At 59.6% G+C, this 14283-nt stretch carries 14 protein-coding genes; 6 read left to right on the top strand and 8 right to left on the bottom strand.

What is annotated here, in order from left to right; all coding sequences use genetic code 11:
- Positions 1–57 precede the first annotated feature (57 nt).
- The 5 genes from rpmJ (at position 58) to ACILSO_RS25215 (ending at position 2189) form a co-directional block, all read left to right on the top strand.
- Positions 58–171: a 50S ribosomal protein L36 gene (rpmJ, locus tag ACILSO_RS25235; RefSeq protein WP_133796336.1), complete on the top strand. Its 114-nt coding sequence runs from the start codon at positions 58–60 to the stop codon at positions 169–171.
- 32 nt (positions 172–203) lie between these two features.
- The gene (gene rpsM / locus ACILSO_RS25230) at positions 204–578 is read left to right on the top strand and encodes a 30S ribosomal protein S13 (RefSeq protein ID WP_395740251.1); all 375 of its coding nucleotides are present in this window, start codon (positions 204–206) and stop codon (positions 576–578) included.
- Between the two features lie 33 nt (positions 579–611).
- Complete coding sequence (gene rpsK, locus ACILSO_RS25225) at positions 612–1163, top strand: 30S ribosomal protein S11 (protein WP_395740250.1); 552 nt, start codon at positions 612–614, stop codon at positions 1161–1163.
- Between the two features lie 27 nt (positions 1164–1190).
- A complete protein-coding gene (rpsD, locus tag ACILSO_RS25220; RefSeq protein WP_395731179.1) occupies positions 1191–1805 on the top strand; it encodes a 30S ribosomal protein S4 in 615 nt (204 codons plus the stop codon).
- Between the two features lie 87 nt (positions 1806–1892).
- A complete protein-coding gene (locus ACILSO_RS25215; RefSeq protein WP_395740249.1) occupies positions 1893–2189 on the top strand; it encodes a gamma-butyrobetaine hydroxylase-like domain-containing protein in 297 nt (98 codons plus the stop codon).
- 34 nt (positions 2190–2223) lie between these two features.
- Here the strand turns inward: ACILSO_RS25215 and ACILSO_RS25210 are convergent, their stop codons facing one another.
- From ACILSO_RS25210 to ACILSO_RS25190, 5 genes are all read right to left on the bottom strand, one after another.
- Positions 2224–2643, bottom strand: coding sequence for a secondary thiamine-phosphate synthase enzyme YjbQ (locus ACILSO_RS25210; protein WP_395740248.1), 420 nt, complete (start codon positions 2641–2643; stop codon positions 2224–2226).
- An 84-nt stretch (positions 2644–2727) separates the two neighbouring features.
- Positions 2728–3198: a redoxin domain-containing protein gene (locus ACILSO_RS25205; protein ID WP_395740247.1), complete on the bottom strand. Its 471-nt coding sequence runs from the start codon at positions 3196–3198 to the stop codon at positions 2728–2730.
- 121 nt (positions 3199–3319) lie between these two features.
- The gene (locus ACILSO_RS25200) at positions 3320–4744 is read right to left on the bottom strand and encodes a DUF1501 domain-containing protein (protein WP_395740246.1); all 1425 of its coding nucleotides are present in this window, start codon (positions 4742–4744) and stop codon (positions 3320–3322) included.
- Between the two features lie 91 nt (positions 4745–4835).
- Entirely contained in the window at positions 4836–5720 is an 885-nt protein-coding gene (locus ACILSO_RS25195) for an alpha/beta hydrolase (RefSeq protein ID WP_395740245.1), read from the bottom strand.
- Positions 5721–5737: 17 nt separating this feature from the next.
- Positions 5738–8536: a PVC-type heme-binding CxxCH protein gene (locus tag ACILSO_RS25190; RefSeq protein ID WP_395740244.1), complete on the bottom strand. Its 2799-nt coding sequence runs from the start codon at positions 8534–8536 to the stop codon at positions 5738–5740.
- 201 nt (positions 8537–8737) lie between these two features.
- Here ACILSO_RS25190 and lnt point away from each other — a divergent pair, with 201 nt between their 5' ends.
- Positions 8738–10444, top strand: coding sequence for an apolipoprotein N-acyltransferase (gene lnt, locus ACILSO_RS25185; RefSeq protein WP_395740243.1), 1707 nt, complete (start codon positions 8738–8740; stop codon positions 10442–10444).
- A gap of 3 nt (positions 10445–10447) precedes the next feature.
- Here lnt and ACILSO_RS25180 read toward each other — a convergent pair whose 3' ends face one another.
- From ACILSO_RS25180 to ACILSO_RS25170, 3 genes are all read right to left on the bottom strand, one after another.
- Positions 10448–11959, bottom strand: a complete 1512-nt coding sequence (locus ACILSO_RS25180; protein ID WP_395740242.1) for a hypothetical protein — start codon at positions 11957–11959, stop codon at positions 10448–10450.
- Positions 11960–12032: 73 nt separating this feature from the next.
- A complete protein-coding gene (locus ACILSO_RS25175; RefSeq protein WP_395740241.1) occupies positions 12033–13136 on the bottom strand; it encodes a type IV pilus twitching motility protein PilT in 1104 nt (367 codons plus the stop codon).
- A 36-nt stretch (positions 13137–13172) separates the two neighbouring features.
- A complete protein-coding gene (locus tag ACILSO_RS25170; protein WP_395740240.1) occupies positions 13173–14276 on the bottom strand; it encodes a type IV pilus twitching motility protein PilT in 1104 nt (367 codons plus the stop codon).
- Positions 14277–14283 lie beyond the last annotated feature (7 nt).

The following is a 14283-nucleotide window of genomic DNA, read 5'->3' as shown; positions in this document are numbered from 1 at the left end:
TGCTCCAAAAGCAGGGTTTTGAGTTCCCCCCGACTCACCTTCTCTTACTACTCCTGTATGCGCGTCCGTACCTCCGTTAAACCTCTCTGCGAACTTTGCCGTGTTATCCGCCGCAAAGGTGTTGTCCGTGTTGTCTGCAAAAATCCACGTCACAAACAGCGTCAGGGTTGATCCACTCTTTTTAAATCCCACCTCACTGAATTATGGCACGCCTGCTTGGAGTCGAAATCCCGAACGAAAAGAAAATCGAATACTCACTGCCTTACATCTACGGCATTGGTCTTCCTGTCAGCCGCAAGATTCTTGCGGCCACCAACATTGACCCCAACATCCGTGCAGGTGAGCTGAGCGACGAGCAGATCGCCGCGATCACACAGACCGTTCAGGCGATGAAGATTCCGATCGAAGGCGACCTTCGTCGTGAGCTGCAGATGCACATGAAGCGCATCCTGGGCATCAACTGCTACCGCGCCCATCGTCACCGCCGTGGTCTGCCAGTGCGCGGCCAGCGTACGCACACCAACGCCCGCACCCGCAAAGGCCCACGTAAGACCGTCGGTGCTCAGAAGGCGAAGTAATCTGAATTTTAAGCAACGTCCCGTCTACATATCATGGCTGAAGAAACGACCCCCGCCGCACCTGCCGCAGCAGCTCCTGCTCCTGCCGCAGCTCCTGCTACTCCCGCTGCCCCTGCCGCACCCGCAGATCAGCGCGCATCCACCAGCGGTGACAAGCAGGTTTCCCAGAGCGTCTGGCTCGAGATCGGTGGCGAAAGCGCCGAGCAGCAGAAGGTCGTCAAGGCCAAGGGCTCCAAGAACGTTTCCCAGGGCATCGTCCACGTGTACGCCACCTTCAACAACACCATCGTCACGATCACCGATCGCGTGGGTGGTGTGATCGGATGGTCCACCGCTGGCAAGATGGGCTTCCGTGGTTCCCGTAAGGGCACCGCATATGCCGCCCAGGTTGTTGCACAGGACGCCTGCCGCCAGGCCATGGGCCATGGCCTTCGTGAAGCTGAAGTCCGCCTTCGTGGCCCAGGCTCCGGCCGTGAGTCCGCCGTGCGTGCCGTGCAGGCCCTCGGTGTCGAAGTGACCACCATCAAGGACGTGACCCCCATCCCGCACAACGGCTGCCGTCCGCCGAAAGCCCGTCGCGTCTAATCTCTCAGCTCTTTTCTACCACCTACTATGGCTCGCTACACTGGTCCTCGCGAAAAAATCAATCGCCGCTTCGGCATTGCGCTTTTCGGTCCCTCCAAATCCCTCGAAACCCGCAATTTCCCACCAGGACAGCACGGCGCTCGCAACACCCGCCGCAAGACTTCCGAATACGGCACCGCCCTCGCTGAAAAGCAGAAGCTGCGCTATCAGTATGGTCTCATGGAAAAGCAGTTCCGCCGCTTCTTCGCCGAAGCTCAGCGCCGCAAGGGCGTGACCGGTGAGAACCTGCTGCAGATGCTTGAACTGCGCCTCGACAACGTGGTGTATCGCATGGGCTTCGCCAACACCCGCTTTGCCTCCCGTCAGCTCGTCAGCCACCGCCACATCACTGTGAACGGCAAGGTCGTGAACATCGCCAGCTACCAGGTGAAGCCCGGTGACGTCGTCGCCGCCCGCGCCAGCAGCCAGCGCAGCCAGCAGCTTGTCGGTCGTTTCCTCGAAATGACCCAGGGCACTCCTGCTTCCGACTGGATGACGGTGGATCGCGACAAGATGAGCGGTGTGGTCAATCGCGTGCCAGTGCGCGAAGAGATCAACCCGATCGCCAACGAGCAGCTCGTCGTCGAACTCTACTCCCGTTAATCCTTCCGGATTTCGGCTTCAAACTTCAAAAGGGACGCTTTCGGGCGTCCCTTTTGCTTTTCCACCCAGCCCCGTTTAGCTTTCTCTATGACCCCAACCCGCCTGGAACTCATCGGCAATGAAGTCGCTCTCGTTTGGAACGATGGCACAGAGCAGTATATCCCCATGGAAAAGCTGCGTGCTGCCTCGCCGAGCGCGGAGAACACGGGCGAGCGGGATCTGCTGGGCAAGAAGATCGGTGGCACTGATCAGAAGCACTTTCCCGGAGTCACCGTGAAGGACTGGCGCATGGTGGGAGGATACGCCATCCAGTTTGATTTCAGCGACGGGCACAACACCGGGCTGTACACGTTTGATTATCTGCGTGCGCTAAACGAAGTCTGAAGAACGTGATACGGGCAGGCCGCCTGCGGGTATTTCATTCCCCCACTACGCTCATCACAATGCTTCGCGTATGCGGCGCACGGCGGTGTTCGAAGAGGAAGATGCCCTGCCATGTCCCCAGAGCGAGTTTCCCATTCACCACCGGGATGACCTCCGAAGTGCGTGTCAGTGCCATGCGCAGGTGGCTTGGCATGTCGTCCGGGCCCTCATAAGTATGGACGAAGTAGGGGGTGTCTTCGGGCACGAGGTGGTCGAAGAAACTGTGCAGGTCCGTTCGTGCTGATGGATCAGCATTTTCGAAGATTACCAGGCTGGCGCTGGTGTGCTGCACAAAGACTGTCGCCATGCCTGTGCGGATGCCGCTGGCGCGCACGATTTCCTGACAGCGGTCCGTGATCTCGTAGGTGCCTTTGCCCCGGGTGGAGATGGAGAACTGGTCGGCGTGTGCGGGCATGGCGAGAAGGGGGGCTGAGTTGACACAAAGATGCCATGTGACTCAGCATCACATGGCATCTGAAGTTCCTGATGAAGGTAGGGATTAGGAAAGCTCGGCGAGCTTCGCCTTCACGGCTTCAAAGTTTGGCAGGTCTTTCGGAGTGGCAGTCTGCTCGGAATACTGAATGACACCACTCTTGTCGATGACAAAGGCTGCACGTGCTGCGGTATCGCCGATGCCGGCGAGACCTGGGAAAAGTACTTCGTAGGCCTTGGTGGTTTCCTTGTTCAGGTCGCTGACCAGAGTGATGCCGATTTTTTCCTTCTGCGCCCAGGCTTCCTGTGCAAAGGGGCTGTCCACGCTAATGCCGATGACTTCGGCGTTGAGGTCGCTGTAGGAGCTGAGGCCTGCGGTGATGTCGCAGAGTTCCTGAGTGCAGACGCCCGTGAAGGCGAGGGGGAAGAAGAGCAGGACGGTGTTCTTGCCGGTGGGCAGCGAGACATCGCTGAGGCCAGAGGCGGATTTGGATTTCAGAGTGAAACTGGGAGCTTTGGAGCCGACAGGGAGAGCCATGGAGGTTGTGTGGGTGTGGGTTGCGTTCAGGCCGGGTGGCCAGGAGTACGGACATCAAGGCCAGACTGGCCCTCAGGTCAAATCTATCGTTGCTGTGTCCTGCGCCGGATGCTCGTTTGATTCACACCAGCGGCAGCAGTTCTTTGATCGGCTCGCCAAAGGGCAGAATGGGCATCGGGCGGCCTTGGAAGTCGTCGAAGGTGTCATTCGGGTCGATGCCCAGATGCTGGTACACCGTGGCCCAGAGATCGTTCGGACTCAGTGGACGTTCGATGGGGAATTCCGCGCGCGGATTCGTCGCGCCAATGATCTGCCCCGTCTGCATGCCGCCGCCACTGACGATGAAAGACATGGCATTTGGCCAATGGTCGCGTCCTGGCTGGCTGACGCCGGTCTGGGTGCCGATCTGCGTATTGATCCTTGGCGTGCGGCCAAACTCTCCGGTGATGATGACGAGGACATCTTTGTCCAAACCACGCTGGTGAATGTCTTCGATCAAGGCTGACGCGGCCTGATCATACACCGGCATGCGCCAGCGGGCGTCTGCATACATGTCGCAGTTCACCGCGTGGCTGTCCCAGTTGTAGGTGCAGTTTTTTGGAATGGTGGTGGAGAAGGGGTTCTCCCAGACCATGGTCACAAACCTGCAACCGGCCTCAACCAGGCGCCGGGCCATGAGGCCCCGCTGCCCGTAGGTGCTGAAACCGTAACGCTCGCGCGTTTGCAGCGACTCTTTGGTGAGGTCAAACGCATCGCGGACTGAAGGAGTGGTCAGCATGCCGAAGGCGCGCTGGCTGAAGCTGTCCATGGCCTGCATGAGGCCGCTGCGGTCCATCTCGCGCTGAAGATTGTCCATGCCTTTGAGCAGGTGCATGCGGTCGTCCATGCGCGAGGCCATGTCTGGCGTCAGGCCGATGTTCTCCACTTTGAAATCTTTTGCGCTGGGATCTCCGACAACCATGAAGGGCGAGGCGGACGGACCGAGGTATGCCGCGCCCATTGAGAACACGTCGATCCCGCTCCGGCCGCGATCCACACCTGCCACGCAGGTCGGCATGGCCTGCCCGGCGCGCTGGAGCTTGCGCGTGATGATCGACTGCACCGAAGGAGCGTCATTGACGAACCCCACTGGCAAGGCGGGATTGCGCCCTGTCATGAAGCGTTTATGTCCGCCGCCGTGGTCGGCGAACTCATGATGCACGCTGCGGATGATGTTGAACTTGTCGGTGATTTTCGCCTGCTTTGGAAACAGTTCGCAGATGTGGGTGCCCGGCACCTTGGTGCGGATGGGATTGAGCACACCGCGGTACTCCACGGGTGCATTCGGTTTCATGTCATAGCTCTCCAGCTGAGACATGCCGCCAGGCAGCCAGACAAAGATGACTGATTTGTCCTTGAGTCGTTTTCCCGCAGCCTTGGCAATCGTTTCCGCGCGCAGAGTGTCGCTGAGCGACCACCCAGAGAGTCCGAGTGTGCCCATGCTGAGAAAGCTCCGCCGCGACAGCGGGCCGGAGCAGCGGGAAAATGCGGAAGAGGAGAGCGGCATGACGGATGTGAAACATACGTTATCCGCCGCATGGCCTTTCAGGTGTGGAGGCATCGTTGTGCTTGCGCGGCGCATGCCTGCCGCAGGTTATTCACGAAGGAAAACGAAGCTGCTGCAGGAAGTAATACAGCGCCTGTTTCCATTCGGAGGCGTCGTGTTTGTGGTCGGTCACATGCCACACGTGCGGCACGCCTTTCTCCTTCAGCCAGGCATGCACGTCCTGGCTGATGTGGATGAGGCCGTCTCTGCTGCCGCAGGAGAGCCAGAGCAGCTTCAGGTGCCGGGCCGCTGCTGCATCGGGAAGAAGTTCCACGGATTTACGGGTGTTCGGCGCTGAGGAGAAGCCGCCGACCCACGCAAACAGTTCGGGATGACCCAGACCAAAATTCAGCGACTGACCACCGCCCATGGAAAGGCCCGCCAGGGCGCGGTGATCGCGGTCTGCCAGCACGGCGTAGCGCGCTTCGATGGTTGGGATCACGTCCTGCAGCAGATCCTTCTCGAAAACGGCAAACGCCGGGGCGTGCTTGAAGACGTCGCCGGTGGGGCGGTCATCCTTTTGCGCGCGCCCGTTGGGCATCACCACGATCATGGGCGACGCCTTGCCGTCTGCGATGAGGTTGTCCAGCAGCAGCGCCGGATTGGCAAAGCGCTCCCACTCTGTCTCATCGCCTCCGATGCCGTGCAGCAGATATAGCACTGGCAGTTTTGTCCCAGGTGAGTATCCCGGAGGGGTATACACATTCATCCGCCGCCGAGCGCCCACGGTCTTTGAGTCATACTCAATCATCGCCAGTGTGCCATGGGGGATGGTCTCGCGATGCGTATCCCAACCCTGGGGCGGGGGAGGAAAGGCGGGCTTGTCATCTTCATGCAGCACAATGGAGCTCCAAGCCTTGCGCGGCTGACCGGGCGGCTCCTGCGCAGGCAGCGCCGTCAGCATGGCCAGCAGCAGGGTGCAGGCTGTGGTTTTCATTGTGGCGGCACGAGCGCTCATTTGAGGCTCATGATGAAGGCCTTCACATCCGCAAACTCCTGCGGCTTCAGAATTAGGTTCATCGGGGGCATCGGCGAAATTGGCGTGGCGGTGTATCCTTCGGCGAGTTTGGCGTTCGGATTCACGAGGCTTTCGAGGATGTACGCGGCATCCTTTCGTGTGGCGATGCCGTCCAGCGCGGGGCCTACGGCGCTGCCCTGGCTTTTGAGCATGTGGCAGTTTTTGCAGGCGGCCACCGGGTGCTCCCAGAAGATTTTCTCGCCGCGCTTCGCATCGCCGACGAGCTTAGATTCGTCGTCCTCCGCCTCGGGGATCAACTCAACGAGCTTGACGTCGTCAAAGTAGGTGTCGCCTTTGCCCACGTGCAGGAGGTTGATGCTGGCCTTGTCGCGAGTCTTGCTGTTGAAGGTCACATCCACTTCAGTCCAGTCCTGAGTGCGTTTGATCGTGCTCGTTTCGGCGCGGCCGAGATGATCGTTGAGGCTGGCTTTGCCCTTGAAGCCGTGGGTTTTGATCCAGGCGCTGAGTTTGTATTCGGTGTTCGGCTTCAGCGGCACGTCGGCGAAGAAACTGGTGTCCGCATCGTCACGAGTGATCACACGGAAGCCATTTTTGCCGCTGTGCACCATCTTCGGATCAGTGACGATGGTCCACTCAGCGCCGGCATTGCCGGGCTTCTTGCCATAGTCACGGTGCTTCCAGCCGGTGGGTGTTTTGGCGCCTTCGGCCACTTCTTCAAAGCCCGCATTCGGCAGGAGGTTTGGGCCTTCTTTGTAGTTCAGAGCATGGTGCTTCTTGCCCAGCATTTTTGCGGCTTCGGCCAGCCATTCATCTTTTTTCACCACGGAATCTGAAGCCAGCTTTTTGACGAGCGTCTGGATCTCCGGCGTGGTTGGGAAGTCCGCCAGCTTGACGAAAGCGGCCAGACGTGTGTGCAGATCGGGATCGCTGATCACGCCGGCGCCGAAGAGAAGGGACTGCGCTTTGGCGTCTTCGCCCAGCGCACGGATGGCATTGCGGCGCAGTCCGGCGTCCTTGCTCAAGAGCGCGGCTTTGTGAACGGCTTCGTCCAGCAGGCCCATGCCTTTGAGCGACCAGAGCGCATGAATGGCCGCAGGTCCGGCATCCGGCGCGGTCACCGTGCGCTGCAGGCCACGGTCGGTATGAGTCACGTCCACGCTTCCTGCGCTTTCCACCATCTGCCGCTGTGCTGTGAGCCGCGCATACTGAGTGCTGGCGTTCAGCGCGGGTTTCTCCGCCTGAGGATTTGTTCCCTTTGCCACGATGCGGTAGATGCGTCCGCGGCTGTGGTCGCGCAGGTCATTCTCATGAGCGCCGCCCTTGCCCGTGGTGGCGACAAAGCCGCCGCGTTCCATGCTCGGAGTGGGATTGTGCTGAATGATGAAGTTTTGGAAATCGGCCACCCACACCGCGCCATCGGGGCCCACTTCCGCATGCACCGGGCTGTTCCATTCGTCGCTGCTTGCGTAGATGTTAATGAAGTCCAGCGCCTTCCAGCCTGCGCCTTCGGGTTGTACATCGAAGAGAGACACCACCTTCATCGTCGGCTCGCATACCATCGCCTTGCCCTGGAATCGCTTTGGCAGGTTGCCGCTGTCAATGAAGTTGCTGCCGGCTGCGGCCGTGTAGCCACCGAAGACGTCCACCTGCCGGAAATTTGGCGTGATGGTGTGGCACATCTCAACGACGTTGATCTTCTTGGCCGTCATCCCACGCGAGTTTTCGGGATATGCTGTGGCAGGAATGCCGCCAAAGAAAATGGGCGCTCCGTTCGCGGTGCCGCCGAACTGATCTCCTGCATCATTCGTGCTGTGCGCCCAGGAGTTGTTGGTGAACTGGTGCAGGAACTCAATGGCGCTGCCGTCGGGTTTGAAGCGGTAGGTGCCCATGGCAAACTGGTGTTTCTTCCCGCCGACATAACCTTCGATGCCGCTGTAGCCCACGCAGCCGTAGAGCCAGTTGTCAAAGCCGTAGTGGAGGCTGCTCGCCTGCGCATGGGTGTCGCGGATACCCCAGCAGTCGATCACGGTTTCGCGCACATCAGCCTTGTCATCTCCATTGGTGTCCTTCAGAAAGATGAATTTTGGGGGCTGGCTGATGATGATGCCTCCACGTGCGAAGACGATGCCGGTGGGCAGGTTGAGCTTGTCAGCGAAGACGGTGAACTTGTCCGCCTTGCCGTCGCCATCGGTGTCCTCGCAGATCTTGACGCTGTCCTGGCCTTCGCCGCTGTCGGTGACGCCGTGGGGATAGTCGCGTGTCTCGACGACCCAGCAGCGGCCGCGCTCATCCCATGCGAAGGCGATGGGTTTGGCGATGTCCGGCTCACTGGCGAAGAGTTTCAACTCGCAATCCGCAGGCACCTGCGTGCGCTCCATGCTGCCCTTCACACTCATGGGCAGTTGCAGCGTCAGCGGTTCCGGGCGCTTTTCGTAATTGGCCACCTGCGGGTGCTTCTTGCGCTCCTCGGGCTCGCGCTGCTTCAAAAAGGCCTCGTAGCTGGCTTTGCGCTCAGGGCTGAGTTTGGAGAGAATCCCGTCACGGCTCAGATCGCTGCCGGGTTTGACAACGAGGTCGTAGTTTTCCTCGGGCAGCTGTTCCTTGGCGTAATCAAACCATATCCCGTCCCGCCCAAGATCACACATGGCAGAATGAAGACTGCCCACGGCAGCCTGTTCTTTGCCCTCGGCATCCAGGTACAGCACGCGAATGGGGCCGGTGGCCGCGGCATGGGCGAAAACGGCGGAGGTGAGGAAAAACAGAAGTGTTTTCATGGTTGGGTGAGCGGATTATCACTCGAAAGAACGCCTTCTGACCAGACGGATGTGCGGACAACTTTTGGGAGGAATCGGACATCCGGCTGGGTGCTCATCTCGACCGGCGCTCCTGCCTCCGCCCGCACTTTCAATGGCACGGTGTGAAAATCACACAATGCACGTTTGGCTTTTCCTCCACCGACGGCATGATCCGTCATCGTGACTGATATCAAACGCCTGCGCCTTTTCTTGCTCATCGCTCCGCTGCTCAGCGGCATTCTTTTGACGTTTGCTTTTCCTGGCTGGAATTCCAACCTCGTGGTCTGGCTCTGGCTCTTTCCGCTGCTGGCGGTGCTTTGGCCATGGAAGACCATGGAAGGAGTCAAAGTGCGCCCCTTCTGGCGTGGTTATCTGGCGGGCCTTGCCTTCTTTGTCATCAATCTCAAATGGGTTCATCACTCGGCGCGGGTCAGGCTGGGGGCGGCGCGCGATGATTCATGGGCGGGCCTGCTGCCGGAGATCACTGGATGGGGCGCACTAATCGGCCTCGCAGGCTATTGCGCCGTTTACTTTGGCCTTTGGGCCTGGTTCACACACCGATTCGCACGACCGAGCGTGACCACACTGACCAAGGATGCCTGGTGGCCCAGCACGCTGCACTCTCTGGCCTGCTCCTTTTTAGCCGCTGCCGCATGGGTGGGCTGTGAGTGGCTGCGCAGCACCACAGTCTTCACCGGCTTTGGCTGGAATGGTCTGGGCGTGGCCATGCACGGCATGCTGCCGCTCATTCAGGCGGCGGATCTTGTGGGTGTCTTCGGGCTTTCTTTCCTTCCGGTGTTCGTCGCCTGCACGGCATGGAATACAGTGACTCGTCTCGTGCTGGCCTATCGTGGTGAAGGCACCTGCAAGACACGGCTCGATTTCACGGTGGCTTTAACCCTTCTGCTGATCACCGGAACCTATGGCATTCTCAAAGTGAAAGAGGAGAAGGACAAAGAGGCGGCCGGCATAACCGTGCGGACCGTGCTGGTGCAGCCAAACGTGGCGCTGGTGGATGCCGCGACCGGAAGGCTGGCCGAGCAGGTTTACCAGCATCTGGATCAGTTCACCCGGATGTATGGCGCGGCCAAAGAGGGGAAGACTTCCACCGATCTCATCATTTGGCCCGAGAGCTCGCTTCCAGTTCACCTGGAGTATAGAGGACCCGGCATCCCGCCGGACTTTCACAAAAACTATTTCAACGACATGCTGCACACAGGAGATTTCAGCCTGATGTTTGGCACCGAGTTGTTCGAAGGTGAAGGCATTGGTCATGTCTCCGCCGTGCTGATGCGGGGCAAAGCCGACGAGAGGCAGGACTACCACAAGGTGCATCTCGTGCCCTTTGGAGAATATCTGCCGCTGAAGAGCATTCCGCCCTTTTCCTTTTTTCAGGGGATGTTTGAGGGCGCCTTTACGCCAGGGCAAAAAACTGAGCCTCTGCTGCTGCATCAGCCGCAGGTGCAGATCATCCCGCTGATCTGTTTCGAAGACACCGTGGGAAGTCTCGCGCGAAAGTTTGCCCGGGAGTCTCCGCAGATGATCGTCAACATCACCAATGATGGCTGGTTTCTGCAAAGCGAAGAGCCGGAGGTCCATATGATCAACGCGCTCTTCCGTGCCATCGAGCTGCGCCGCCCCATGGTGCGGGCCACCAATACGGGCGTGAGCTGTTTCATCGATACCTGCGGCCACGTCCTCTCAAAACTCACGGACCCGGACACCGGCAGTTCCTTCATCGAGGGAACGCTGCCTGGAGAGGTCAAGGTGCCGCGTGTGGGCAGCCTCACGCTTTACGCGCGGTTCGGCGACTGGTTTGCGCTGACGCTTCTGGGCCTTTGCCTGCTGGTGTGGGTCCTTCGGAGGAGGAAGCCTGCCTTGGCGTGATATTCAATCGCCCCGCCACCATGAGCGCCAGGACGAGCGCGTTTTGGCTTCCGCGGGCGTTTCTGGCAGGCTCGGAACCATGGCTTCCTCTGGAGCGGCTGCGGTAGCAGGCGGGCTGTCAAAGCTCTCGGCAAAGTCCTTGCTGATCGGAGCATGCGGGCCGGGCTTAGTCTTGGTGGTCACGGTGTTCTGCGTGGGGGCACGTGGGCGCAGAATGATTTCTGCCTCGACCACGGGATGAATTTGGGGAGGATGAAACGGCACCGTATTGGACGCAGGGCCCGGTCCCAATTCTACTTCCCAAGGATTTTGCGGCGCGGCTGCAAGCGGGGGATCGAAAGAAGCTTCGCCTTCGCCGCGAGGAGCGAGGTGAACAACAATTTCCGGGGCCGGCACAGGATCCGTATTTTCGACCACGGCAGGCTCCATCGTTTGGATCGCCACTGGTGGATGGAAAGCGGTATTTGCAAAGAATGCTTCCCCTGCGGCCGGAGTTAAATGAACCACCGGTTCGATCGCTGGGACGACATTAATCTCGTCGGGAAAAGCCGCGCCTTCGAAGACGAGGGAGGGGAGTGGGATGGCGGGCTGTGGCTCGACGGCCTCCTGCTGCAAGGGCGCGGCAAAGAACATGCTGCCAGCCGGCGCGGAGAAGGGAGCAGCCACGGTGAGACTGGGCAGAGGCTCGACCCCAAGGGCCCAGGTGGAATCGTCTGATCGAGATGGCGAGTAGGCAGGCGAGGGCGCGTAAAATACGGGAGGCGGGGCGGAATAAACCGGTGGCGGCGGGGACTCTACAGAAGGTGCCGCACTATAGGCGGCTGCTGGAGCGTGGTCGGCGGGTCCTGGCGCGGAAGAGGCGAGTTCCGGCGCGGAATAGAAAGGTTCTGGAGCGAAAAAGGCGGGTGGTGGCGCGGGTTCGATGTCAGGCCCTGCAGGATGGCCGGGAAGGGGCGTGGCATCGATGAAAAGAGGCGCAGCATCGATGGCGGCCGACTGGTAAGGTGCAGGTGGAGCAGATTCCTCCTTCAGATGATGCGCAGCCACGGGCATGTGCCATTCGACTGGGTCCGCGAGCTGGGCAAAGGAATCGTCCGAAGCAGGTGGAGCAGGGGAGACATCAGAGTCATCGACATCCAGAAGGAATGGCTGCGGCTTGTAATCATCATCCTCTGCGGGAGCTGGATCGATGACTGTAGAAAAGTCGATAGCAGGGGCCTGTTCATCCCGGGATATCTGTTGGGAAAGCCACTGCTCAACCTGGCTCTGGGTGGGGTCTTCAAATGGTGCGGCAGGGGGCGGCAGCGGTAGAGCCATTCCCGGCTGAGCGGCGCTTTTTTTCTGCTTGAGCAGGGCAAAAGCGGCCATGCCCGCGGCGAGAACAAGCGGGCCTTTGCCAAGGCGTGAAGCAAGTACACCACCGACCGCCGTGGCCGTCAGGATGGCCAGAGCGCCAGGTTGCTGGCCGGTGCTCTGCGGCGGTTCTGACGGGGTGCCTGCTGAAGCCGTACTCATCCTTGAATAGCGACGATGTTAATGCACCCCGGATGGTGCGGCAAGACGCAACTGCTCACGAGGGGCAGTCGAATCATTTGTTGGCATCGCCACCACCTGCCACCGCCACATTGGCGTCCTCGGGAGGAAGGAAGGCTTTGAAGCGGTTTTTGTCGATGGCCTTCATGTAGGCTTCCATCGGGGAGACATAGCCGTCACGAAGCTTCTGCCAGATGGCTTCATCCATGAACTGCATGCCCTGAGATTTGCCGCCGATGATGACGTCGTAGAGCTTTTGCGTGGCACCTTCACGAATGATGGCACCCACGGCAGGATTGGACACCATGATTTCATTCACGGCGGCGCGTCCCTTGCCATCGGACTTTTTCATGAGGAGCTGGGCAACCACACCTTTGAGAGAGGCGGCGAGCATGGTGCGCACCTGGCTCTGCTGATCGGATGGGAACACGTCAATGATACGGTCAACGGTCTTGCGGGCGTTGTTCGTATGCAGGGTGCCGAAAACGAGCAGACCCGTTTCCGCCGCCGTCAGGGCGAGCGAAATGGTTTCAAGGTCGCGCATTTCCCCCACCAGCACGATGTCGGCATCTTCACGCAGGGCGGCGCGCAGACCATCGGCGAAGGAAGGGGTCTGGATGGGCACCTCACGCTGGGTGATGATGCTCTTCTTGTTGCGGTGCACGAACTCGATCGGTTCTTCGATCGTGATGATGTGACGGCGGAAGTTGGTATTGATGTAGTCGAGCAGGGCGGCCAGCGTGGTGGATTTGCCGGAACCGGTCGGGCCGGTCACGAGCACCAGACCGCTGCGCATGTGGCCAAATTCCTTCACCACAGGTGGGATGCCGAGCTGTTCAAGGCTGGCGATCTTGGTGGGAATGATACGAAACACGGCGCCATAACCGTGCTGCTGGCGCAGGTAGTTGCAACGGAAGCGGTTGTCCGCGTCCATCTCGTAGGCAAAGTCGAGGTCGCCCTTTTCCTTGTAACGATCCCAGGCGCGGGGCTCGCAGATTTCACGCATCATGGTCTCCATGAGGCGTTCTTCGAGAATCTGGTCGGAGATGGGCTTGATGCTGCCGTGCACACGCACCTTGGGCGGCTGCTTCTGGCTGAGATGAAGGTCGGAACCGCCCAGTTCAATGAGCTTTTGGAAATATTGATCGATGATTGGCATGAGACGTTCGCGTTTGGCGGTTGGCGGGTGAGGGCCTCAGGATTCAAAAAACTTTTTCATGATGACCTTGTCCTCGGCGCGGGATTCACATTCTTCGCGGCTGATTTGTCCTGCGGAGTAGAGACTGCGCAACGAGTCGTCCATCGTGACCATGCCGACACCCTTGCCGGTCTGCATGACGCCAGCAAGCATGTAGGTCTTGCCTTCACGGATACAGTTGCCGACGGCTGGATTGTTGACGAGGACTTCGAGCGCCATCACGCGGCCGTTGCCATCGATTTTCGGCACCAGCTGCTGGGTAAGGATGCCACGCAGGGATTCAGAGACCATGATGCGGATCTGATCTCGCTGATCAATGGGGAACACGTCAAGCACACGGTCGAGTGTGCGAGCGGCGCTGCTGGTGTGCAGGGTGCCAAGCACCAAGTGGCCCGTTTCCGCAGCGGTGATGGCCAGCGAGATCGTTTCCAAGTCGCGCATTTCACCGATCATGATCACGTCCGGGTCTTCACGCAGCGCCCCGCGCAGCGCGGCGGCGAAGGATGCAGTGTGCGTGTGCACCTCACGCTGGTTCACATGGCAGCCTTTGGGCTCGATGACGTATTCAATCGGGTCTTCCAGAGTGATGATGTGATCTTCACGCTCTTCATTGATGGAGTCCACCAGCGCAGCGAGAGTGGTGGACTTGCCGCAACCCACAGGACCGGTCACGAGAATGAGGCCGTTGTGGAAACGGGTGAGCGTTTTGGCGGTGGCGGGCAGCCCAAGATCCTCGACGGATTTGATCTGGGTTTTGATCACACGGAAAACCATGTCGATCCCGAGGCGCTGCTGGACGACGGAGGAACGGAAGCGGCCATAGTTTGGCGAGTAGGCGAAGTCCACGTCCCCGCGAGATTCGAGGTGCTTGATCTGGGCTTCACCGAGGAAGCCATAAGCGAGACGGCGGGCGTCTTCGGGAGTCAAAATCGCGGCATTGTCCCAAATGGGCTGCAGATTGCCATACCGACGCCATACCGGCTGGGCACCGGTGGCAAGATGCAGATCGGACGCATCATACTCCATGCAAAAGCGCAGGTAGTCGTCCACTGAGCCTAGGACTGGAAGTAAATCTTGTGGGGGTGGGTTGGTTTCGGACATGAAGGGT

The sequence above is a fragment of the Prosthecobacter sp. genome (assembly GCF_044226605.1).
In the GTDB taxonomy this organism is placed as follows: Bacteria; Verrucomicrobiota; Verrucomicrobiia; order Verrucomicrobiales; family Verrucomicrobiaceae; genus Prosthecobacter.
The sequence above is the reverse complement of the archived record's forward strand: the minus strand, read 5'-3'. Positions and strand labels throughout refer to the sequence as shown.